This is a genomic window from Enterobacter cloacae complex sp. IR5418, from assembly GCF_049238105.1.
Taxonomy (GTDB): Bacteria; Pseudomonadota; Gammaproteobacteria; order Enterobacterales; family Enterobacteriaceae; genus Enterobacter; species Enterobacter hormaechei.
Map to the genome: position 1 here is coordinate 40,708 of NZ_JBMKHS010000008.1, position 21,714 is coordinate 62,421.

General features: G+C 55.2%; 24 protein-coding genes. 17 read left to right on the top strand and 7 right to left on the bottom strand.

Translation table 11 applies throughout. The annotated features are described in order from the left end of the window. Positions 1 to 15: 15 nt before the first annotated feature. Positions 16 to 654 carry a metal-binding protein ZinT gene (zinT, locus tag ACOTX7_RS08685; RefSeq protein ID WP_221255976.1) on the top strand — a complete coding sequence of 213 codons (639 nt, stop codon included), beginning with the start codon at positions 16 to 18 and terminating at the stop codon, positions 652 to 654. Between the two features lie 45 nt (positions 655 to 699). On the opposite strand, the gene ydeE is transcribed toward zinT, so the two are convergent. Further along, the gene (ydeE, locus tag ACOTX7_RS08690; RefSeq protein ID WP_260630807.1) at positions 700 to 1,917 is read right to left on the bottom strand and encodes an efflux MFS transporter YdeE; all 1,218 of its coding nucleotides are present in this window, start codon (positions 1,915 to 1,917) and stop codon (positions 700 to 702) included. A 193-nt stretch (positions 1,918 to 2,110) separates the two neighbouring features. Between ydeE and eamA the strand changes: the two genes are divergently transcribed. Further along, entirely contained in the window at positions 2,111 to 3,010 is a 900-nt protein-coding gene (gene eamA / locus ACOTX7_RS08695; protein ID WP_205923899.1) for an O-acetylserine/cysteine exporter, read from the top strand. Between the two features lie 38 nt (positions 3,011 to 3,048). Here the strand turns inward: eamA and marB are convergent, their stop codons facing one another. From marB to marR, 3 genes are read right to left on the bottom strand one after another with little or no spacing between them, the layout of a single operon-like run. After that, positions 3,049 to 3,264: a multiple antibiotic resistance protein MarB gene (gene marB / locus ACOTX7_RS08700; protein ID WP_000668584.1), complete on the bottom strand. Its 216-nt coding sequence runs from the start codon at positions 3,262 to 3,264 to the stop codon at positions 3,049 to 3,051. Between the two features lie 32 nt (positions 3,265 to 3,296). Further along, on the bottom strand, positions 3,297 to 3,677 hold the full coding sequence (gene marA / locus ACOTX7_RS08705; RefSeq protein ID WP_001303241.1) for an MDR efflux pump AcrAB transcriptional activator MarA: 381 nt from the start codon (positions 3,675 to 3,677) through the stop codon (positions 3,297 to 3,299). A 20-nt stretch (positions 3,678 to 3,697) separates the two neighbouring features. Further along, a complete protein-coding gene (gene marR / locus ACOTX7_RS08710) occupies positions 3,698 to 4,132 on the bottom strand; it encodes a multiple antibiotic resistance transcriptional regulator MarR (protein WP_032673829.1) in 435 nt (144 codons plus the stop codon). Between the two features lie 256 nt (positions 4,133 to 4,388). Here marR and ACOTX7_RS08715 point away from each other — a divergent pair, with 256 nt between their 5' ends. Continuing rightward, a complete protein-coding gene (locus tag ACOTX7_RS08715) occupies positions 4,389 to 5,054 on the top strand; it encodes a MarC family NAAT transporter (RefSeq protein ID WP_006810627.1) in 666 nt (221 codons plus the stop codon). 93 nt (positions 5,055 to 5,147) lie between these two features. On the opposite strand, the gene ACOTX7_RS08720 is transcribed toward ACOTX7_RS08715, so the two are convergent. After that, positions 5,148 to 6,344: a sugar transporter gene (locus tag ACOTX7_RS08720; RefSeq protein ID WP_006810628.1), complete on the bottom strand. Its 1,197-nt coding sequence runs from the start codon at positions 6,342 to 6,344 to the stop codon at positions 5,148 to 5,150. A gap of 176 nt (positions 6,345 to 6,520) precedes the next feature. Here ACOTX7_RS08720 and ACOTX7_RS08725 point away from each other — a divergent pair, with 176 nt between their 5' ends. Both ACOTX7_RS08725 and ACOTX7_RS08730 read left to right on the top strand, forming a co-directional pair. Beyond that, positions 6,521 to 7,309 (top strand): PhzF family phenazine biosynthesis protein, encoded by a 789-nt coding sequence (locus ACOTX7_RS08725; protein ID WP_221255978.1) that lies wholly within the window; start codon positions 6,521 to 6,523, stop codon positions 7,307 to 7,309. Positions 7,310 to 7,331: 22 nt separating this feature from the next. After that, positions 7,332 to 8,144, top strand: a complete 813-nt coding sequence (locus ACOTX7_RS08730; RefSeq protein WP_221255979.1) for a PhzF family phenazine biosynthesis protein — start codon at positions 7,332 to 7,334, stop codon at positions 8,142 to 8,144. Here the strand turns inward: ACOTX7_RS08730 and ptrR are convergent. Further along, complete coding sequence (gene ptrR / locus ACOTX7_RS08735; RefSeq protein ID WP_221255980.1) at positions 8,141 to 9,019, bottom strand: putrescine utilization regulator PtrR; 879 nt, start codon at positions 9,017 to 9,019, stop codon at positions 8,141 to 8,143. The genes ACOTX7_RS08730 and ptrR overlap by 4 nt on opposite strands. A 99-nt stretch (positions 9,020 to 9,118) precedes the next feature. Here ptrR and sad point away from each other — a divergent pair, with 99 nt between their 5' ends. The 8 genes from sad (at position 9,119) to ACOTX7_RS08775 (ending at position 17,888) form a co-directional block, all read left to right on the top strand. Next, a complete protein-coding gene (gene sad, locus ACOTX7_RS08740) occupies positions 9,119 to 10,501 on the top strand; it encodes a succinate-semialdehyde dehydrogenase (protein ID WP_221255981.1) in 1,383 nt (460 codons plus the stop codon). Positions 10,502 to 10,628: 127 nt separating this feature from the next. After that, complete coding sequence (locus ACOTX7_RS08745; protein ID WP_221813137.1) at positions 10,629 to 12,218, top strand: methyl-accepting chemotaxis protein; 1,590 nt, start codon at positions 10,629 to 10,631, stop codon at positions 12,216 to 12,218. 62 nt (positions 12,219 to 12,280) lie between these two features. Then, positions 12,281 to 13,207 carry a glutaminase B gene (gene glsB / locus ACOTX7_RS08750; protein WP_221255983.1) on the top strand — a complete coding sequence of 309 codons (927 nt, stop codon included), beginning with the start codon at positions 12,281 to 12,283 and terminating at the stop codon, positions 13,205 to 13,207. Continuing rightward, on the top strand, positions 13,207 to 13,569 hold the full coding sequence (locus ACOTX7_RS08755; protein ID WP_006810635.1) for a DUF4186 domain-containing protein: 363 nt from the start codon (positions 13,207 to 13,209) through the stop codon (positions 13,567 to 13,569). Before glsB ends, ACOTX7_RS08755 begins: the two co-directional genes overlap by 1 nt. Before the next feature lie 58 nt (positions 13,570 to 13,627). Beyond that, positions 13,628 to 14,593: a sensor domain-containing diguanylate cyclase gene (locus ACOTX7_RS08760; protein WP_221813139.1), complete on the top strand. Its 966-nt coding sequence runs from the start codon at positions 13,628 to 13,630 to the stop codon at positions 14,591 to 14,593. Between the two features lie 82 nt (positions 14,594 to 14,675). Continuing rightward, the gene (locus ACOTX7_RS08765) at positions 14,676 to 15,203 is read left to right on the top strand and encodes a GNAT family N-acetyltransferase (protein ID WP_221255985.1); all 528 of its coding nucleotides are present in this window, start codon (positions 14,676 to 14,678) and stop codon (positions 15,201 to 15,203) included. A gap of 117 nt (positions 15,204 to 15,320) precedes the next feature. Next, the gene (locus ACOTX7_RS08770; RefSeq protein ID WP_221255986.1) at positions 15,321 to 16,772 is read left to right on the top strand and encodes a tagaturonate reductase; all 1,452 of its coding nucleotides are present in this window, start codon (positions 15,321 to 15,323) and stop codon (positions 16,770 to 16,772) included. A gap of 201 nt (positions 16,773 to 16,973) precedes the next feature. Beyond that, complete coding sequence (locus ACOTX7_RS08775) at positions 16,974 to 17,888, top strand: bestrophin family protein (protein ID WP_006810639.1); 915 nt, start codon at positions 16,974 to 16,976, stop codon at positions 17,886 to 17,888. Here ACOTX7_RS08775 and ACOTX7_RS08780 read toward each other — a convergent pair. Beyond that, positions 17,876 to 18,424, bottom strand: coding sequence for a GNAT family N-acetyltransferase (locus ACOTX7_RS08780; RefSeq protein ID WP_221257247.1), 549 nt, complete (start codon positions 18,422 to 18,424; stop codon positions 17,876 to 17,878). The two genes, ACOTX7_RS08775 and ACOTX7_RS08780, sit on opposite strands and share 13 nt — an antisense overlap. Before the next feature lie 148 nt (positions 18,425 to 18,572). Between ACOTX7_RS08780 and ACOTX7_RS08785 the strand changes: the two genes are divergently transcribed. From ACOTX7_RS08785 to ACOTX7_RS08800, 4 genes are all read left to right on the top strand, one after another. Beyond that, positions 18,573 to 19,535 carry a hypothetical protein gene (locus ACOTX7_RS08785; RefSeq protein WP_221813141.1) on the top strand — a complete coding sequence of 321 codons (963 nt, stop codon included), beginning with the start codon at positions 18,573 to 18,575 and terminating at the stop codon, positions 19,533 to 19,535. Beyond that, positions 19,535 to 20,143 carry a hypothetical protein gene (locus ACOTX7_RS08790; RefSeq protein ID WP_221813143.1) on the top strand — a complete coding sequence of 203 codons (609 nt, stop codon included), beginning with the start codon at positions 19,535 to 19,537 and terminating at the stop codon, positions 20,141 to 20,143. Before ACOTX7_RS08785 ends, ACOTX7_RS08790 begins: the two co-directional genes overlap by 1 nt. Continuing rightward, entirely contained in the window at positions 20,140 to 20,580 is a 441-nt protein-coding gene (locus ACOTX7_RS08795; protein ID WP_221813145.1) for a GNAT family N-acetyltransferase, read from the top strand. Before ACOTX7_RS08790 ends, ACOTX7_RS08795 begins: the two co-directional genes overlap by 4 nt. Before the next feature lie 134 nt (positions 20,581 to 20,714). Beyond that, the gene (locus ACOTX7_RS08800) at positions 20,715 to 21,710 is read left to right on the top strand and encodes an alpha/beta fold hydrolase (RefSeq protein WP_421626068.1); all 996 of its coding nucleotides are present in this window, start codon (positions 20,715 to 20,717) and stop codon (positions 21,708 to 21,710) included. Positions 21,711 to 21,714 lie beyond the last annotated feature (4 nt).

Genomic DNA, 21,714 nt, shown 5'->3' on the forward strand with positions numbered 1-21,714 from the left:
AATGAGGATTTTGCTGTGGCTGCACATCGTGGAAAAATTGCGCTGACTCTGGGAACGCTGCTGGTAAGCGGCTCGCTTTTTGCCCATTCGCACGGACATCAGATGACGGAGGCGGAACAGAAGGCGGCAAACGGCGTCTTTGAGGATAAAGACGTCAGGGACAGAACGCTGTCTGACTGGGACGGGACCTGGCAGTCTGTTTATCCCTTCCTGCTTGAAGGTTCGCTGGATCCGGTTTTTGAAAAGAAAGCGCAGAAGGGGGAAAAATCCGCTGCCGAGGTGAAAGCCTACTACCGCAAGGGGTACGCGACGGACGTGGACGCGATTGGAATTGAAAACAACGTGATGGAATTCCACAGAGGCAAAACGGTGAGCAGTTGCCGCTACGACTACAGCGGCTACAAAATTCTGACCTACGCCTCGGGGAAAAAAGGGGTGCGCTACCTGTTTGAGTGCAAGGATAACGCGAGCCAGGCGCCTAAGTTTGTGCAGTTCAGCGACCATATCATCGGCCCGAAGGCCTCTTCACACTTCCATATCTTTATGGGCAACACCTCCCACGAGGCGCTGCTGAAAGAGATGGATAACTGGCCGACCTACTACCCGAATGAGATGTACAAAGAGCAGGTGGTGGAGGAGATGTTGCACCACTAGGCGTTGGTTTTGCCGGGTGAAGGCTTCGCCTTACCCGGCTTACAATTAGGGTTTTGTCGGTCGGGTAAGCGCAGCACCACCCGACACGCTCTCTTCACTTTTCACGCGCATCCCGCGCAATATCATCAGCCAGGCCGCAATGATGGCGGCCATCATAATGATGAATAATGACCAGTGCGGCAGATGGGTCAGGATGAGCCCGGTGATCATCGGGTTCGCCGCCGCGCCCAGCCAGCCCAGCGCCTGCGCAGAGAAGTAGCTCGCCTTCATGCCCGGCGGGGCGATATTGTCGATCAGCATGTATTCGCCCGGCGCATAGATTATTTCACCCAGGGTGAAGATCGCCGCCGCAATCCCCCAGTAAATCAGGTTCTCACCCGAAAGCATAAACCCGCCCAGCCCGAGGATGAAAAAGAGCGTCGCGGCAGTCATTAACGGGCGGATATTGCTGGCGGTGATCTTACGTCCAAGCGCGTATTGCAGGCTGACCACTACCGCCGCGTTGACGGGCAGTACAACGGCCACCACCTTTTCTGCGAAATCACTGTCCGCATGTGCGGCGAGGACATACTGGGAAATACAGGTGGCGAACGATCCCCCTACATAGGACGCCAGCAGGCCGGAGAGCGTATACCAGAACAGCGCCCGGTCTTTCAGCAGCACCGAGGGCTGCCATGGCATTTTCTCCTCAACGTTGTCTGAGGCTATGCTTTTCTGCACGTAGAAATGGATAAACCCGAGCGGCAGTGCGGCGCAGAAGGCGGCCAGCCAGAACGGCAGTTGCAGGCTGTACATCACCAGCAGGGTGCCGATCGGCGGCCCGATCGTCCAGCCGATGTTCAGGAAACTGTAGTTGAGTGAGAAAACGCGCGCTTTTTCGCTGGAGGTCAGCACGTCGGCAAACCATGCTTTCAGCACCGTTGAGAAGACGGAATAGGCGCAGTTGATCAGGGCAAAGAACAGCACCACCAGCGTCACGTTATTCACCAGCGGAATGGCCACAAACCCGGCAATAAAGGCCACGATGGCGATCAGCATATAGCGTTTTTTGTCGAACTTATCCGCCAGAATGCCGAACCCCAGGCTAAACACCACGCCAATGGTCAACGCCACGGTCAGGGCATAGCCAATATTCTCCACGTTCATATCGTACACGCGTGTGAGATATATGGTCATAAAGGGCAGCGTTGCGCCGCGACCAATTGTTAATAACAATGACGATGCCAGCAGCGCTGCGGTTGAGCGCCTGATTGATGGTTTCATTTTCCTGCCCGACAAATGCTTATGCTTTTTTTGTTGTGTTATTACAGGATTATCACGGGACCGGGAGCTTGTATAGCACCCAATTTATCCGCGAGTGCTTCTTCCCGGTACCAGAATTAATGATCTTCTCGCCGGGCTATTTTTTCTGTTACCTTGAGGTGTTAACAAAATTTTAATAATTCAGGGGCGGAAAATGACGCGGAAAGACGGGCTGTTAGCGTTGCTGGTTGTTGTGGTGTGGGGACTCAATTTTGTGGTCATTAAAATGGGGTTGCACAACATGCCTCCACTGATGCTGGCGGGTCTGCGCTTCCTGCTGGTGGCGTTTCCGGCGCTGCTGTTCGTCGGCCGCCCGAAAATTCCCCTGAAGCTGCTGCTGGGCTACGGCCTTACCATTAGCTTTGGTCAGTTTGCGTTTCTTTTTTGCGCCATCAAATTCGGTATGCCTGCGGGCCTGGCTTCGCTGGTGCTTCAGGTGCAGGCGTTCTTTACCATCATTCTCGGCGCGTTTGTCTTTGGCGAACGTTTGCAGGGCAAACAGCTGGCGGGCATTAGCCTTGCGGTCTTTGGCGTGCTGGTGCTGATAGAAGGCAGCCTCAACGGTCAGCATGTCGCCCTGCTGGGCTTTATGCTCACCCTGGCGGCGGGGCTGAGCTGGGCGTGCGGCAATATCTTTAACAAGCTGATAATGCAGCACGAGGCGCGTCCGCCGGTATTGTCGCTGGTGGTCTGGAGCGCATTGATCCCCATTGTGCCCTTTATGGCCGCGTCGTTTATTCTGGATGGCCCGCAGGCAATGCTGAAAAGCCTCGTTGAGATCGACCTGACGACCATTTTGTCGCTGATCTACCTGGCGTTAGTTGCCTCAATCGTGGGCTATGGCATCTGGGGTTCGCTGCTCGGGCGCTATGAAACCTGGCGCGTGGCGCCGTTATCGCTGCTGGTACCGGTGGTCGGGCTTGCCAGCGCCGCACTGTTGCTGGACGAGACGCTCAGCGCGCTGCAACTGTGTGGCGCAGGGCTGATTATGGCCGGGTTGTATATCAACGTCTTTGGCTTGCGTGTGCGTCGGGCGACGCGGGTGCGGGGTTAAGGCAGAAAAAAGCCCCGCCTGAGCGGGGCAAAAACGAATTACAGGTCGTGGTTGTAATACGGCACGCCTAATTCGTCGGATTTGTCGCTGCCAGCGCCCATGTGATTGAAGTCCCAGGGCGACTGGTTTTGCGTGGAGGGCATAATCATGGTGCCACGATTATTTTGCTGCCCCGCGCTGGGGGTTTGCTCCGCGAAACTCTGGCCGGAAACCAGCACCAGCAAGGTGAGGGCGGCGGAGGCGATAAATTTCATGATTTCCTCGGTTACGTCTTAACAGGCGATGATTAACTGCAATGTTTTAGCGGATACAGATAACGGGATTCACCCGGCATACTGGTAATACGGTACTTATGAGGCGGCACGTCAAAGTAGTTCTTAAACGTACGCGTCAGGGTTTGTTGCGATTCAAATCCGTAGCGTTCCGCCAGATAGAGGATCGGCTCATTGCTTTCTTTCAGCTTCTGGGCAATTTCCGTCAGCTTGCGGCTGCGAATATATTGTCCTAATGAATGGCCGGTCTCTTTTTTAAACATCCGTTGCAGGTGCCATTTTGAGTAACCTGAACGCTCTGACACTTTCTCAAGAGAGAGTGGAGATTCCAGGTTATCTTCGATCCAGTCCAAAATGCTATGAATGGTGATAGCGTCAGTATTGCGTCTGGACATCGTCATACCTCTTTTTCTGTTTACGGCAGGATTTTCTTGAGTAAAAGCTCAAGCGTTGCCACTTCATCTGCCGTTAAGTTTTTTGTCAGTTCCTGGTGCAGTGTTTGTCCTACTAATTGATGACATTGCTCACACATGGCCGCGCCATCGCTGGTCAGTTTCACCAGTACGCCACGTTTGTCATTGGGGTTAGGGCTTCGTTCTACCCATCCTTTACAGACGAGACGATCCAGCATGCGGGTTAACGCACCCAGATCGACAGAGAGCACCTTTTTCAGCTCAACCGGCGTGATACACACTTCGCAGCGAATAGAACACAGCACTTTGAACTGTGTTGCGGTGATATCCAGCGGTGACAGGTAGTCATTGAGCAGGCGATCTTTTTTCTGATTAACCATGTGAATAAGACGACCCAGTGGGATTATGTCGTTAAAGAGGTCACTGGTGTTTTTCACAATGGTTGCCCCGGCAAGTAGTTTAGTCACGGCAGATATTATTGCTCAGGCAAGTATAAGTCAACTGAATGGATCAGCCGATGCCACGAAATGCTAAAACGCTTCAGGAACTTTTTCTGTACGCTTTTAAATCATATACATAATCTGGCGTTATTGGTTGCGCGAGACAAGAATGGTTACGCTACGCGGATGGCTCAGGACGAGGATTTCCCCCTATAATTGCGGTGTTGAATAAGGATAAGGGCTGCGGTGCATTATGTTGGATTTGATTAAAGCAGTGGGACTTGGGCTGGTGGTATTACTGCCGCTGGCGAACCCGTTAACGACGGTGGCTCTTTTTCTGGGGCTGGCGGGGAACATGAACAGCGCGGAGCGCAATCAGCAGTCGATGATGGCCTCCGTCTATGTCTTCGCCATTATGATGGTGGCGTATTACGCCGGGCAGCTGGTGATGAATACCTTTGGGATTTCGATTCCCGGTCTGCGTATCGCCGGTGGGCTGATCGTGGCCTTTATTGGTTTCCGGATGCTGTTCCCGGCGCAAAAAGCGCACGAATCACCGGAAGCCAAAAGCAAATCGGAGGAGCTTGAAAGCGAACCGAGCGCCAACATTGCCTTTGTACCGTTAGCCATGCCGAGCACGGCGGGGCCGGGGACGATAGCGATGATCATCAGTTCCGCCTCAACGGTGCGGGATGGTACCACTTTTCCGCACTGGGTTATCACCGTTGCGCCGCCGATCATTTTTGCGCTTATCGCCATTATCGTCTGGGGATCATTACGCAGTTCCGGGGCGATTATGCGCTGGGTGGGCAAGGGGGGTATTGAGGCCATTTCCCGTCTGATGGGCTTCCTGCTGGTCTGTATGGGCGTGCAGTTTATTATTAACGGCGTGCTGGAGATTGTTAAGACGTATCATTGAGAACATTGCCGGGTGGCGCTGCGCTTACCCGGCCTACAAGTCCGTAATAATGTAGGCCGGGTAAGGCGAAGCCGCCACCCGGCACAACAAACGTCAACCGTGGCTGGTCTGTTCTTCCATCGCGACCGGCCATTTACGGAAGATAAGCACCGACCAGATCAGCGCGATCAGCGCCGGAATCGCCCCGAGATAGCCAATGGCCGACATCGACACATGCAGGCTGATCTGATTTCCCACCAGCGCCCCGGCCCCAATCCCCAGATTAAATATCCCGGAGAAGAGCGACATTGCCACGTCCGTGGCGTCCGGAGCCAGCGCCAGCACTTTAACCTGCATCCCCAGACCAATAATCATGATCGCCACGCCCCAGAACAGGCTGAGGATCGCCAGATGGCTTTCGCTGCCAGCCGCAGGCAGCAGTAACAGCAGGCACGCCAGCAGCAGGCCAATCGCACTGCTCACAAGCGCAGACGCGTGCTGATTGCCCAGCTTCCCGAACAGGATACTGCCGATAATCCCCGCACCGCCCAGGATCAACAGCAGAACGGTGGCGAAGTTGGCGCTAAAGCCCGCCACAACCTGAACAAACGGCTCAATATAGCTATAGGCCGTGTAATGGGCGGTCACCACAATCACGGTCAGCAGATAGATGCTCATCAGCGCCGGACGGCGCACCAGCAGCGGCAGGCTTTTCAGCGAGCCGGAGTGTTCGCTGGGCAGTTTTGGCAAGAGTTTGATCAGACACACCAGGGTGATCAGCGCCCCCATGCCGATAGCAAAGAAGGTGGTTCGCCAGCCGAAGTATTGTCCCACTATGCGTCCGATCGGCAGACCTAACACCATCGCCAGCGCCGTTCCGGTGGCGATTAGGCTCAGCGCCTGGGCACGTTTCCCCGCCGGGGCCAGACGAATGGCGAGCGACGCGGTAATCGACCAGAAAATGGCATGGGCAAACGCGATGCCGACGCGGCTGATGACCAGCACGGTAAAGTTCCACGCCATAAACGACAGCACATGGCTGGCAATGAATACCACAAACAGCCCAATGAGTAACTTACGACGTTCCATCTGACTGGTCAGCAGCATAAACGGCAGCGACATCAGCGCGACCACCCATGCATAGATGGTCAGCATAATGCCAACCTGTGCCGTTTCCATATGGAAGCTGGCGGCGATGTCGGACAGCAGTCCAACCGGAACAAATTCCGTTGTATTGAAAATAAACGCTGCAATGGCGAGCGTGACCACGCGTAGCCACGCGACCCTGCGGGAAACCGTGTGTGTTGTCATAGGGATATCTGGGGTTCGTTACCTGAAAGATGAGGAGACGATCTTAAAGCTTTAAACGGCGAAAACTCAACCGTTATGTGATGTGAATCACAAAATTTACCTTCATGCAGCGGTAGCGAACAAGGTTGTTTTCATTGAAGATAAAGAACAACACAACAAAAACAGGCGGTAACACAATGCAGGAGATTGATTTTTATCTGGTAGATGCGTTCAGCGCGTCCTCCTTTGGCGGCAATCCGGCGGCGGTTTGCCCGCTCGACGCGTGGCTGCCGGATGAGACGTTACTGCGGATGGCACAACAGCATAACCAGTCGGAAACCGCGTTTTTTGTGTGCACCAGAGGGGGAATTGAGCTGCGCTGGTTCACCACGCTCACCGAGGTGAATCTCTGTGGTCACGCCACGCTTGCCGCGGCGTATGTTCTGTTTAACGAACTGGATTATCCGGACTCACGCATTCATTTTGACACCGCCTCTGGTCGCCTGACCGTCAGCCGTGAAGGTGACTGGATGACGCTGGATTTTCCGGCCTGCCCGACGCAGGCACAGACGCCGCCACCGGAGATGCTCTCCGCACTCGGTATCAGCCACTATGTCGAGGCCCGAAAAGGCCGCGCCTGGGTGCTGGTACTGGAAAACCGCGAGCAGGTTGAAGCCCTTAATCCGGATTTCTCCGCCATGACGCCGGGCGAGCATAAAGTGGCGGTCACCGCCCGGGACGAAGGGGAATATGACTTTGTCAGTCGCTTCTTCTCGCCGGGCGTGGCCGTGCCGGAAGATCCTGTCACCGGCTCCGCGCACACTATGCTGATCCCGTACTGGAGTGAACAGCTTGGCAAAACACAGATGTTTGCCCGTCAGGTTTCAGCCCGTGGCGGGGACGTCCGCTGCGAACTCAGGGGCGACCGCGTGCGGATGGGCGGGCAGGCCTCGCTGTACCTGAAGGGCACAGTATTTCTGCGCTGAATAAATCTAAGAGGAACAAACGATGCAGGAAATTGATTTTTATCTGGTAGATGCTTTCAGCGACAGGGCGTTCGGCGGCAATGCGGCGGCGGTATGTCCGCTGGAAGCATGGCTGCCAGATGAGACGCTGCTGAAGATGGCAAAGCAGCATAATCAGTCAGAGACGGCGTTCTTTGTCCGAACGGACAACGGGTTTGAGCTGCGCTGGTTTACCACGCAGGATGAAATCAACCTTTGCGGCCATGCAACCCTCGCGGCTTCTCACGTTATTTTCGAATATCTGGATTACCCGCATACGGAAATTACCTTCACCACGCGCTTTGTCGGCGAACTGACGGTCCAACGTAGCGGCGACTGGCTAACGCTCAATTTCCCGGCGTGGTCAACCGAGGTTGTCGATACGCCACCGGCAGCGCTGTTCAGCGCACTGGGCATTAACGCGGCAAAAGAGGTGCGTGTGGGGCGCGATTACATGGTGGTGCTCGACAGCCAGCAGCAGGTGGAGGCGCTGACCCCGGATATCGCGGGCATGCTTCCGCTGGGGAAAATGGTCTGTGTTACGGCGCCGGGTGATGAATATGATTTCGTCAGCCGCTTCTTCTGCCCGGGGGAAGGGGTGCCGGAGGATCCGGTGACGGGATCAGCCCACAGCATGCTGATCCCGTACTGGAGCGAAAAGCTCGGTAAAACGCAGATGTCGGCCCGCCAGGTCTCCCTGCGCGGCGGGGATTTGCGCTGCGAGCTTAAGGGCGATCGCGTGCTGATTGGCGGGCAGGCCACGCTGTATATGAAGGGGAAAATCTACCTTCGTCTCCAGGACTACGTTCAGCATTAACAACGGGGCGCTGGTGGCTGACGCTCGTTAAGCAGCGCGATAAACGCCTCAAGCTGGCGGGTCATCGCCCCGCGTCGCCACACCAGCCAGGTGGTGAGCCAGCGCCAGTTTTCCGCCAGCGGCCACGCCGCCACCTGATGATGCCCTGGCATGCTCTCCAGCATGGAGCGGGGCATCAGCGCAATGCCTGCCCCCGCAATCACGCAGGCGAGCATTCCGTGGTAGGACTCCATCTCGTGGATCCTGCCCGGCGTGACGCGGTCGGCATGAAACCAGCTCTCCAGATGACGACGGTAAGAACAGTTGGCGCGAAAGGCGTACACGTCGCTGCCGCTCACCTGCGTGGCTTTTGACACTTCCGCGTGGCCCGCAGGAGTGACCAGCATCATCTCTTCCCGGTAAACCGGCATCCCTTCCAGTTCCGGGTGCGAGAGCGGCCCGTCGACAAAGGCGGCACTGAGCGTCCCCTCAAGCACGCCGTCAATCATCGTACCGGAAGGCCCGGTGGACAACGCAAACTGTATGCGCGGATAGCGCTGATTAAACCGCGCCAGACTTTCCGGAATGCGCACGGCGGCGGTACTTTCCAGCGCGCCGAGTGAGAATAATCCCTGCGGTTCATCCCCGGCGACGACCATTCGCGCTTCGTCGACCAGCGCCAGGATCTGCTTGCTGTAGCGCAAAAAATTGTGCCCGGCGGGGGAAAGCCGCAGGCGCTGATTCTCACGGATAAACAGTTCCACGCCGAGATCTGCCTCAAGCTGTCGGATGCGGGTGGTGAGGTTTGACGGCACGCGGTGTACCTTTTGCGCCGCCTGGGTAATGCTGCCGGTCAGTGCGACGGCGTTAAACATCTCAAGCTGGGTTAAGTTCATACCGTTCTCGATTCGTGAATAAGGTGGTGAGTATTATTCATTTTTAAGAAATAGCAGAGTAGGCCACAATCAATCAACTGTTATTACGTGGAGAACATCATGACCTATTCATCTGCTACCCATGCCATTTCTGTTAATCCGGCTACCGGCGAAACGCTGGCTGCTTACCCGTGGGCCATGTCCCGTGACGTTGAGCATGCCATTGCGCAGGCGGATACCGGTTTTCGCCAGTGGCGACGCGAGAGCGTAGCGCACCGGGCGCAAAAACTTCGCGATCTGGGTACGGCGCTGCGCAGCCGTGCGGAAGCGATGGCGCAGACGATCTCCCGTGAGATGGGTAAGCCGATTGTGCAGGCGCGTGCGGAGGTGGCGAAGTCCGCCAGCCTTTGCGACTGGTACGCTGAACACGGCCCGGCGATGCTGAATCCGGAATCTACCCAGGTCGAAAATGCGGTGATTGAGTATCGTCCGCTGGGGCCGATTCTGGCGGTGATACCGTGGAACTTCCCGCTGTGGCAGGTGCTGCGCGGTGCGGTGCCGATCCTGCTGGCAGGGAACAGCTATCTGCTTAAACATGCGCCGAATGTGCTCGGCTCGGCGGAGATGATCGGGCAGGTGTTTGCGGATGCCGGTTTCCCTGAGGGGGTCTTTGGCTGGGTGAACGCGACCAATGACGGCGTCAGCCAGGCGATTATCGATCGTCGTATCGCGGCGGTGACCGTGACCGGCAGCGTTCGGGCAGGGGCGGCGATTGGCGCGCAGGCGGGCGCGGCGCTGAAGAAATGCGTGCTCGAGCTGGGTGGTTCCGATCCGTTTATCGTGCTGAACGATGCCGATCTGGATCTGGCCGTCAACGCGGCCGTGGCCGGACGTTATCAGAATACCGGGCAGGTTTGCGCGGCGGCAAAACGCTTTATTGTGGAAGCGGGCGTGGCGGACGTCTTTACCCAGCGCTTTGTTGCCGCGGTCGCGGCGCTGAAGATGGGCGCACCGGAAGAAGAAGATAACTATATTGGCCCGATGGCGCGATGTGATCTTCGCGATGAACTGCATCAGCAGGTGCAGGCTACGCTGGCGGAAGGGGCGACCCTGCTGCTCGGTGGAGAGAAGCTTGCCGGGAGCGGTAACTATTATGCGCCAACCGTACTCGGGGACGTCACCCCAGAGATGACGGCCTTCCGTCAGGAGCTGTTTGGCCCGGTGGCGGCGATTACCGTCGCGAACGATGCGGCGCATGCCTTGCAGCTGGCTAATGACAGCGATTTTGGCTTATCGGCGACGGTCTTTACCGCGAACGATGCGCTGGCTGAAACCTTCTCTCGCGAACTGGAGTGCGGCGGGGTGTTTATCAACGGCTACAGCGCCAGCGATGCGCGCGTCGCGTTTGGCGGCGTGAAAAAGAGCGGCTTCGGACGGGAGCTTTCTCATTTCGGTCTGCATGAGTTCTGTAATGTGCAGACGGTGTGGAAGGATCGCGTGTAATGTTGTTGCCGGGTAAGGCAAATACGCTGCCCGGTAATTCCCGTTTCCTGTCATTATTCTGCAATGGTTCTGTCATTTTCGTTTCGTAGACTCGCTCGCGTCTAACGTATTGTTACAGAAGAAAATTATGAACCTAACGCAAATTTTTCGCCGTCTTGCGCAGCGCTTTATTCCTCGTCAGTTTGGCCTGCTGACCGGCATCTTTTGTATTATTGGCCTTTTCTCCGCCCTGCAACTCTCTTCATCCTTCCTGCTGACCGCCTCCCTGAATCAAGCCCAGCGTAACGAACACCGCAATCAGCTGGCCTGGCAGCAACAGAGCAGGCTGGATCAGGCGCGCGTTTCCCTGCTGGCGGCAAGCGATCTGCTCAACCGCGCTGGCGTGTACTTCATGCAGGATAAAGAGACCGGCTCAGAAGGGAGCTGGCACAGCCTGATGGACGAGGCGCAAAAATCCCTGGCGGCGTCACAGCAGGCGTGGAAAGGCTGGCTCGCGCTTAATCCGCCGCAAGACGAGGCGCTGGTCAATAGCTATCAGCTTTTCTATAGCGCCATCAGGGAGCAGGCGGAAGGGCTGGTGAAAACCAATAGCATTGATCTCTTTTTTGCCGTACCCGCCCAGGCGTTTCAGACCGATTTTAATGACAACTTCGCACGCTATCAGCAGCGAAGTGAGAAGCAGGCGATACAGGGGCGTCAGTCGCTCATGGAACAACTCTCAGGCCTGCAACGACTGTTCCTGTTTGCGCCGCTGGTGCTGGTGGCCATTGCCATTGCCGTCTGGTTCGGCATGGCGAAATGGGTGATAACCCCGCTACGCCGTATGATCGTCCATATAAACCTGCTTGCGGCTGGAGATTTGTCCGGCACGCCGCCTGACGTTGTGCGCTTCAACCGGGAAATCAGCCAGCTCAGCGGCAGTATTACCGCCATGCAGCGCGGTCTACAGCAACTGGTGACTCAGGTCAGCGAGGCCACCACCGCCATGGTTGAGAATATCGGGTCACTTGCCCAGGGAAATCAGAAGCTTTATCAGCAGTCTACGCGGCAGGCCAAAGAGCTGGAGGAGGTGACGGCGCATATTGCCGATCTCGAAAACCACGTTGAGGGGAACACGGGGTATGCGAAACTTGCCCGCTCGCGTGCCGATGAGGCCCGACAGGCTGCCGTCGGCGGGGAGCACATGATGTCTGCGGTGAATGGCTCGATGCAGACGATCGTCGACCGATCCTCAGAGATGCGCGGGATCGTCGCGATGATCGACAGCGTGGCGTTTCAGACCAATATTCTGGCCCTCAATGCTGCCATTGAAGCCGCCCATGCGGGGGAGCAGGGGCGCGGATTCGCGGTAGTCGCCCGGGAAGTGGGGCTGCTGGCCAGAAAAAGCAGTCACTCTACGCAAACCATCCAGGCGCTGATCAACCATTCGCTACAGGGCATTGAAGAAGGTTCCCAGGTGGTAAACCGTCTGGAAGATAATCTGCAACAGGTTACCGGGCTGGTGGCGAATCTGAGCAGCCTGCTGAATGATATTTCGCTTGCCACCCTGAATCAGGGGGAAAGTATTCACCAGATGACCCGTCAGCTTCAGGCGCTGAATCAGGTATCGCGTCAGACAGATCTGCTGGTTAGCGAAGCGTCGAATGCCTCTGCGCGTCTGCATCAGGAGTCAGATCTTTTGTTACAGGCCGTCTCGCGTTTTCGTCTCCCTGCCTGACGTGATGTATAAGCCTCTGTTATACTCGCAGCCCGTTTTAGCCTGAGGGCAAGGAGCAAAGTGTGGCTGCGGTCATCCATAATGAGATGCTGGACGAGATTCTGGCGCAGGTTCGTCCGTTACTGGGGCAGGGTAAGGTTGCCGATTACATTCCCGCGCTGGCCTCGATCAGCGGGAATAAGCTTGGTATCGCCATTTGTACCATCGACGGGCAGCGTTTTCAGGCGGGAGACGCGCTGGAGCGCTTTTCGATTCAGTCGATCTCAAAAGTGCTCAGCCTGGTTGCCGCCATGCGCCAGTATGACGAGCAGGAGATCTGGCAGCGGGTAGGCAAAGATCCGTCCGGTCAGCCGTTCAACTCCCTTCTCCAGCTTGAAATCGAACAGGGTAAGCCGCGTAACCCGTTTATTAACGCCGGGGCGCTGGTGGTGTGCGATATGCTGCAAAGTCGGCTGAGTGCGCCGCGCCAGCGGATGCTCGAAATTGTGCGTCAGCTTTCCGGCATGCAGGACATTGCCTACGATTCGGTGGTCGCGCGCTCTGAGTTTGAACACTCTGCACGTAATGCCGCGATTGCCTGGCTGATGAAGTCCTTCGGCAATTTTCATAATGATGTCGCCACGGTTCTGCAAAACTATTTTCATTACTGCGCACTGAAGATGAACTGTGTCGAACTGGCGCAGACTTTTCTGTTTCTGGCGCATCAGGGCCATGCCCCGCATCTGGGTGAGGACGTTGTCTCCCCCATGCAGGCCCGGCAGATCAACGCCTTAATGGCGACCAGCGGAATGTATCAGAACGCCGGAGAGTTTGCCTGGCGCGTGGGGCTGCCGGCCAAATCCGGCGTTGGCGGTGGGGTTGTGGCGATTGTCCCGCACGAGATGGCGATTGCCGTCTGGAGCCCGGAACTGGACGAAACCGGCAATTCACTGGCAGGCGTGGCGGCGCTGGAGCAGCTGACCAAACGTCTTGGACGGTCCGTATATTAATGTCCACGTTAGATCCTTTATTCGCGCGCCTGGCCCGCTCCACGTTTCGTTCGCGTTTTCATTTAGGAACGAAAGAGCGGCAATACTGCTGGGATAAAGGCGCGGAGACTATCGATCGGCATGCCGCCGATTTTGTCGCCGCGCGACTGGCACCTGCACAGCCGGTAAATGACGGTAAGCAGACGCCGATGCGTGGCCATCCGGTCTTTATCGCCCAGCATGCCACGGCAACCTGCTGTCGGGGCTGTCTGGCTAAGTGGCATGCGATCCCGCAGGGCGTGCCGCTGAATGCGCAGCAACAACAGTATATCGTCAACGTGATCCATCATTGGCTGGTCATTGAGGTAAATCGTGCCTCATGAACTGACAATGTCTCTGTTTAAGCTACGCTTTTACTAATGCTCAGCGTCAGGAGACGTTATGAAAGCACCTTTGATTCCCGTTAATGAAACGGAGCGCATGAATGCACTGCGCGAGTCCGGTCTGCTTGAGATCGACAATTATCCCGCGTTTGACCGTCTGACGCGTCTGGCAACACGCTTTTTCAGGGTGCCGCTGGCGATGATTACGCTGGTGGATGATCACGCCGTGATCGTGAAGTCTGCCGATGGCCGGGTGCCCGTCAGCCAGCCTCGCGAACTCTCGTTTTGTGGTCATACGATCCTGGGGGACGCGCCGCTGGTGGTGGGGGATACGCTGCGGGACGAACGCTTTGCGGACAACCCGCAGGTGGCGGGAGAGCCTGGCGTGCGCTTTTATGCCGGTTACCCGCTGCGTTTACGTGACGGGGCGTGCGTAGGCTCGTTGTGTCTCATTGATTACGCACCGCGTGAGTTTTCGGCGGCGGATTCCGCCGTACTGGCCGATCTCAGCGCGCTGGCAGAGGATGAGTTTGCAGCCGTAAGCGCGGCCACGACCGATGAGCTTACGGGGCTGTTTAACCGTCGCGGGTTTAACCAGTTTGCGCAGTTTGCGCTGTCGGTTTCGCAGCGTCGGGCAGAACCGTTAACGCTTGGCTGGCTGGATCTGGACCATTTCAAAACCATTAACGATCGCTTCGGGCACCAGGAGGGCGACAAAGCCCTGAAAGCGATGGCCGCCCTGATGCGTTCCTCATTCCGCGAGGCCGATCTGCTGGTACGTTTCGGGGGAGATGAGTTCGCGGTACTGTTTGCGGATACCGATGAGCCTGGCGCCTGGATCGCCATGCAGTATCTTGTTGAACAAACGGAAAATTACAACGCGCGCCAGCTGCATCCCTGGTCGTTACAGTTCTCCTGGGGGTTAAGCGAGTTCGATCATCACCGGAACGATATGCAGGCGTGGTTAAAGCATGCGGATGCGCAGATGTACGCCATGAAGCGGCAACACCACCGCGAAAAATGACATAACGAAATCCTATGTCATCGCTTATTGCGTTACAAAAATGTTAATAGCAAAGTGGAGAGATTCAACCTAAGGACGCGCGATGAACTCTCCCATGCTGATTAAACCTCTCTCCCGGCAAGACATTCTTACCCACATCACTGCCCTGAACGATATTCTCGTCAGCTGTGTCAACGGCGGCGCCTCCGTCAGCTTTATGCTGCCTTTTTCTTCCGGGAAAGCCCATACGTTCTGGCTCAGCGTCGCAGAAAGCGTCGGGCGCGACGAGCGCACTGTGTTGGGATGTTTCGATGAGGAGCAGGGGCTGGTTGGCACGGTCCAGCTGATCACCGATCAGCCTGAAAACCAGCCGCACCGCGCAGATGTCGCGAAACTGCTGGTTCATGAGAAGGCGCGCCGTAAAGGGGCGGCAATGGCGCTGATGGAAGCCCTGGAGGCGGTTGCGCGTGCAAAAGCCCTTACGGTGCTGGTGCTTGATACGTCGACCGGCAGCGGCGCGGAGACGTTTTACCAACGTGGGGGCTGGCAAAAGGTGGGGGAGATCCCACGCTACGCCCTGATGCCGAACGGGGACATGACGGCAACCTCGGTGTTTTATAAATTCTTGTGATTATTTTTCACCATTACGCCATGTGTTGATCCAGACAGGGGTTCTGGTCGTGAAGTTTTGATAAGTTATCACACCAATCTTATCAGGCTGTATGACTAATCATAAAGGACCTCCATTGTGAACACACTCAACCGTCGTGATTTCCCCGGTGCGCGCTATCCTGAACGTATCATCCAGTTCGGCGAAGGTAACTTCCTGCGCGCGTTCGTTGACTGGCAAATCGACCTCTTAAACGAGCATACCGATCTCAATTCAGGTGTGGTGATTGTGCGGCCAATCCAGAGCGATTTTCCCCCGTCGCTGAGTACTCAGGATGGTCTCTATACCACGATTATTCGTGGTCTGAATGAGCAGGGTGAAGCGGTAAGCGATGCGCGTCTTATTCGTTCCGTGAACCGTGAAATCAGCGTCTACAGCCAGTACGATGAATTTCTGAAGCTCGCCCATAACCCGGACATGCGATTTGTCTTCTCCAATACCACGGAGGCGGGCATCAGCTATCACGCGGGCGATAAGTTTGACGATGCGCCAGCGGTCAGCTATCCGGCCAAACTGACGCGTCTGCTGTTCGAACGCTTTACCCACTTTAACGGGGCAGCGGATAAAGGCTGGATCATCATTCCTTGCGAACTCATCGACTACAACGGCGATGCCCTGCGTGAACTGGTGCTGCGCTACGCACAGGCGTGGGCGCTTCCGGCGGCATTCATTGCCTGGCTGAATGATGCTAACACCTTCTGCTCGACGCTGGTTGACCGCATTGTTACCGGCTATCCGCGTGATGAGGTGGCAGAGCTGGAAGCCGGTCTGGGCTATCACGATGGCTTCCTCGACACGGCTGAACACTTCTATCTGTTTGTTATTCAGGGACCAAAATCACTTGCAGCGGAACTGCGCCTGGATAAATACCCGCTCAATGTCCTGATTGTTGACGATATCAAACCGTATAAAGAGCGTAAGGTGGCGATCCTCAACGGCGCGCACACGGCGCTGGTCCCGGTCGCTTTTCAGGCCGGGCTGGATACGGTAGGGGACGCCATGAACGACGCGGAGATTTGCGCGTTCGTAGAGAAGGCTATTTATGAGGAGATCATACCGGTCCTGGATCTGCCGCGTGACGAGCTGCACTCTTTCGCCAGTGCCGTAACGGGGCGTTTCCGTAATCCGTACATTAAGCATCAGCTGCTGTCGATTGCACTGAACGGGATGACCAAATACCGCACCCGCATTCTGCCGCAACTGCTGGCAGGGCAGAAGGCGACCGGCAAACTGCCTGCACGACTGACCTTTGCCCTGGCAGCGCTGATTGCGTTCTACCGCGCCGAACGCAACGGTGAGCCTTATCCGGTGCAGGACGACGCGCACTGGCTTGAACGTTACCAGCAGCTGTGGACGCAACATCGCGATAAACAGGTCACTACCCGTGAGCTGGTATCGTCGGTGTTAAGCGTGAGCGAGCACTGGGAGCAGGATCTGACGCAGGTAAACGGACTGGTAGAACAGGTTGCGCAGGATCTGGATGCGATTTTAAGCAAAGGCATGCGCGATGCGGTGAAACCGCTCTGCTAATCATAATGCCCGGCGTTTGCCGGGTTTTTTACAGACCCTATTTAGTTACAACATACTATGTGCTCTTTTTTTAAAAAGCACATGCAGCACCGTGCGCGTCAGGCTTAGCAGGTCAGAAAATGCAATGAATTAGTAACAAGCTTGCAACCGTGAGGGGGATCACGTTTAATAGCCGCGCTCTTTACTTATCTGAAGCTGATTATGATTGTTCGTCCTCAACAGCACTGGCTGCAACTGATTTTTGTCTGGCATGGTTCGGTACTTCCCAAAATTTATACCCGACTGCTGCTTAACTTCCTGCTTTCCATCGCCGTGATTGTCATGCTGCCGTGGTATACCTCGCTGGGCATTCGGTTTACCGTCGCGCCGTTCAGCATTCTGGGTGTGGCTATTGCCATCTTCCTGGGATTTCGTAATAACGCCTGTTATTCCCGCTACGTTGAGGCACGTCTGCTTTGGGGGCAGTTGATGATAGCGGCGCGCTCGCTGTTTCGCGAGGTAAAAAACACCTTACCGGATGATAAACATCTCGGCGAGTTTGTTCGCCTGCAAATCGCCTTTGCTAACTGCCTGCGTATGACCCTGCGCCGAGAAACCAATGCCGAACAGCTGTCCCGCTATCTGGCGCCTGACGATTTACGCAACGTGATGGACGCCAACTCACCGGCGAACCGTATCCTGCTGATCATGGGGGAGTGGCTGGCCGTGCGGCGGCGTAGCGGGCAGCTTTCAGACATCCTGTTTCACAGCCTCAACAACCGCCTGAATGATATGTCCATTGTGCTGGCTGGCTGTGAGCGTATCGCCAATACGCCAGTTCCGTTTGCCTATACGCTGATCCTGCACCGGACGGTGTATCTGTTCTGCATCATGCTGCCGTTTGCGCTGGTTGTGGATCTGCATTACATGACGCCCTTTGTCTCTGCGCTGATTTCGTACACTTTTATCTCGCTGGATACGCTGGCAGAAGAGCTGGAAGATCCGTTTGGAACGGAAGATAACGATCTGCCGCTGGACGCCATCTGCAACATGATGGAGCGCGATCTGTTGCAGATGAACGATGAAGAGAACATCCCTGAAAGACTGATGCCGGATAAATATTATCAGCTGACCTGACGGGCATTCCATTCGTCGCGGGTGATTTCCCACACCTCCGAGTCCAGCATGCCGCTGACGTAGGCTTTCTTCTCCGTCCTGATAAGCCGCATGCCGCTGCTGTCTGAAATACGTCGGGAGCGGCTGTTGGCCGCCGCTTTCGGCGCACGTAACACCGGTTTATTGAGCGTATTAAACCAATAATCCGTTGCCGCAATGCTCGCCTCCCGCATATATCCCTGGCCCTGAAATTCCGGCGCGAGCCAGAAGCCCCGGTTGTTGTCCTCCACGTCATACAGGCAAATCACCCCCATCAGTTCGTCAGGCGCTTCGCGACGTCGAATCGTCCAGAACCACGCAATCCCTTTGGCCATGTCGGGCAGTGCAACGTTGTTGACGTAATTTTCTGCACCGTTTTCCGGGTAGGGCCAGGGGACTGAAGAGACCATATAGCGGACAATCTCCCAGCGGGGATAGCGTTGCTGGATCTGGACGGCATCGGCGGCAACAAGGGGTTTAAGTAATAAGCGTTCTGTCGTAAGCGTGGGTATCGTCATCCGGTGATCTCCATATTTGAGCGTTATGCTTTTGTTTGTGTTCTGGTATTTTCATCTTAATAACATTCTGTTCCGATATACTGTACTTTAGTTACGATGTAAACGATGTCGAGTTAACGAAATTAACCTGCTTAAAAAGGAGAAAGGTATGGTTTTACCTGGGATAAACCTTGATAAAAACTTACCGGGCTACGATTTTGCGAAAATGTCGGGAGTTGGGGCTGCGGATTTTGATTTTAAAGCGCTTGGTGCCGCCATGGATTGTCATCGTGAATTTGCTCACGCGGGTATCATTTACTCTGACGGCCCCCAACGCTTCCTGGTTCGACCCGGCAAACGACATCCTCAAGGGCAAAGTGGAATAGTAACGCATGTTATTGTGAATAAAGCCTCCTCGCTGCCGTCTGTCTCCACAGCAGGAAAAGCATTGAGTGATGCAGTTTCTTCTACTTCCATGGGAACTGAAATTGCCTCAACCGTTCTGTCATGTGGCGCGATGATCATAACTGGCGGAGTGATGCTCGCTGGAACAGCAGCAACTCCCCTTACCGCAGGCGCGGGAAGCGTATTGGTCGCTATTGGCTACGCCGGAACGGCTGCCACTGGTCTGCAATGTGTGAATGGTCTTTATCGAATTTATGATTTGGTTGAAAATGATGGTGCTAATGTCGCCTGGCTGGATACTCAGGACTGGTATGTCGCGACATCCACTTCCTTAGATGTCATTTCTCTGGCAAGCGCAGGCGGTGCACTGAAAGAGGCTGTTACTACCTGGCGCGCAATGAAATCCGTTTCGTCCTTGAAAGCAACCGAATGGCTAAAAAGTTATCCTCGTCAGGACCGTGCTCGATTGACTGAATTAATTATTCGCGCTCAAAACCCTGGTATAAGCAATAAAGAAGTCAAAGCGCTTATTAGAGCAGGCTTTTATCCAAAACGATTCCCAACGGGTCCTGTTCAGATTGAGCTCACCAGGCAATTAGGTCAAGTTGTGACGAGTGCCGCGGCACTTGCAGGAAGCGCCGTAAGCGGAGTTATTGCGGCACCAGGGAACATACCTCGCACCAGTAAATACATTATCGGTACTATCCAGTCGCTGGCGGTTTTTTGATGAAATTTTTGCGCTTGTTAACCGGACACGTTTCATACGAGCTCCTGCAACACGGTAAACGGATTGAGGACGCTATTGCCCGTCATGACAATGTCTTATTAAACCATTCCTCACCCGAACTGGAGCGTTATTTTTCACGCCCGCTTAGTGAGCTGCCACGGCAAAATGCTTATCCGGTAGCGATATTATTACCGCTATTTCTGGTGATTTTTGCGTTTAATTTGCTGCCATTTCTCCAGACAATATCCAGTATGTCGCCATCGCTACATGCACTCAGTTTTTTTGTCCCATCGCTAGCGATACTTATCTTCCTGATGCTCGCGAGTGCATTCCTTGCCCGAGGATACACGTCAGGACTAACAGGATTTTTAGCGCTTTTCATCATCCTGCTCACATTAACGGTATTGCAATGGATTCACTATCTGATCGTTTCTGACGGCAGTAGCTGGCAGCTGATCATTGCAACGATCGCTTTGGTAATTAGCCGTATGGTGTTAAACAGTCGGGGCTTTGTGCTGTTCACGCTATATTGTCGTTCGAAGCGTCTTGCCACGCTGGCCCGCATCATGCGCCAAAAGAGCATTAAGGATAATGTGAGGAACGCATGACGCTCATCGTACGCCCGTTACAGACAGAAGATTACCCACAGTGGCGACCGCTGTGGGATAGCTATACCCATTTTTATGAGTGCTACCTTGACGAGTCCGTTACCGCTGCGACGTGGGACAGGGCGCTCTCAGGTTCATCATCCCTTTTTTGCCGGGTTGTGGTGAAAGACGGCAACGTCATCGGCTTCGCCATGTGTGTCCTGCATGAAGGGACCTGGTCAACCGCGCCCATTTGCTATCTGGAAGATCTATTTGTTGACGCTGCCGAACGTGGCGCAGGGGCGGGTAAAACGCTTATCGACGCCCTGATCGATGAGGGTAAGCGGGAAGGGTGGTCAAAACTCTACTGGGTAACCCGCATGCATAATCCGGCGCGTAAGCTGTATGACCACTATGGTGAAGCCGACGATTACGTCCGGTACCGAATCACCCCTTAACCGGGTTTGTATCACACTGTATCTGCGTCTGTGATACATACACAGGTATGCAATAAAGCCGCATCCGCACACATCCTTTATACAAACGCATGGTGTTATATCTCTGTCAACTGAACTCACCCGGAGATAACATCATGTTTAACAAACTCGCATACTCAGCAGTCGCCCTGACCGTTTCGCTTGGCACCGTGATGTCCTGTCAGGCTGAAGCGATGGGTAAAGATTACGCGTCGGCCTTCAACCAGGTAAAACAGATTAACGCCTGCGATCTTAACGTCGGTTATGTCGATATCGGACCGAAAGAGGGGCAACCGGTGATCCTGCTGCATGGCTGGCCGTACGACATTCACAGCTACGCTGAAGTGGCCCCCGCGCTGGCCGCGAAGGGGTATCGTGTCATTGTGCCGTTCCTGCGCGGGTACGGCACAACGCGCTTTATTTCTGATAAAACACCGCGTAACGGCCAGCCTTCGGCAATGGAGAAAGATATTGTTAATCTGATGGACGCCCTGAACATCAAACAGGCGGTGTTCGCCGGTTATGACTGGGGAGCGCGTACCGCGGATATCGTTGCGGCGCTCTGGCCGGAACGGGTGAAATCGCTGGTCTCGGTGAGTGGCTATCTGATCAGTAGTCAGGCGATTGGGAAACAACCATTACCGCCGAAGGCAGAGGTTCAGTGGTGGTACCAGTTCTATTTCGCCACGCCGCGCGGTGCGGAAGGCTATGCTAAAAATACGCACGATTTTGCCCGGCTGATCTGGTCCCAGGCTTCGCCGGACTGGAAATTCAGCGATGCCACCTTCAATGCCAGCGCCAAATCCCTCGATAACCCGGACCACGTTGCCGTCACGCTCAGTAATTACCGCTGGCGTCTGGGTCTGGAAAAAGGGGAGCCTAAATATGACGCCTATGAACAAAAACTGGCGACGCTGCCGAACATTACGGTGCCGACCATCACCATCGAAGGCGGTAATAACGGGGCGCCACACCCTGCACCTGCGGCCTATGCCGGGAAATTTACCGGAAAATATGAGCACCGTACTTTCGGCGCAACGGTTGGCCACAACCCGCCGCAGGAAGATCCGCAGGACTTTGTTAAAGCAGTTGTCGACGCGGATAAGCTCTGATATG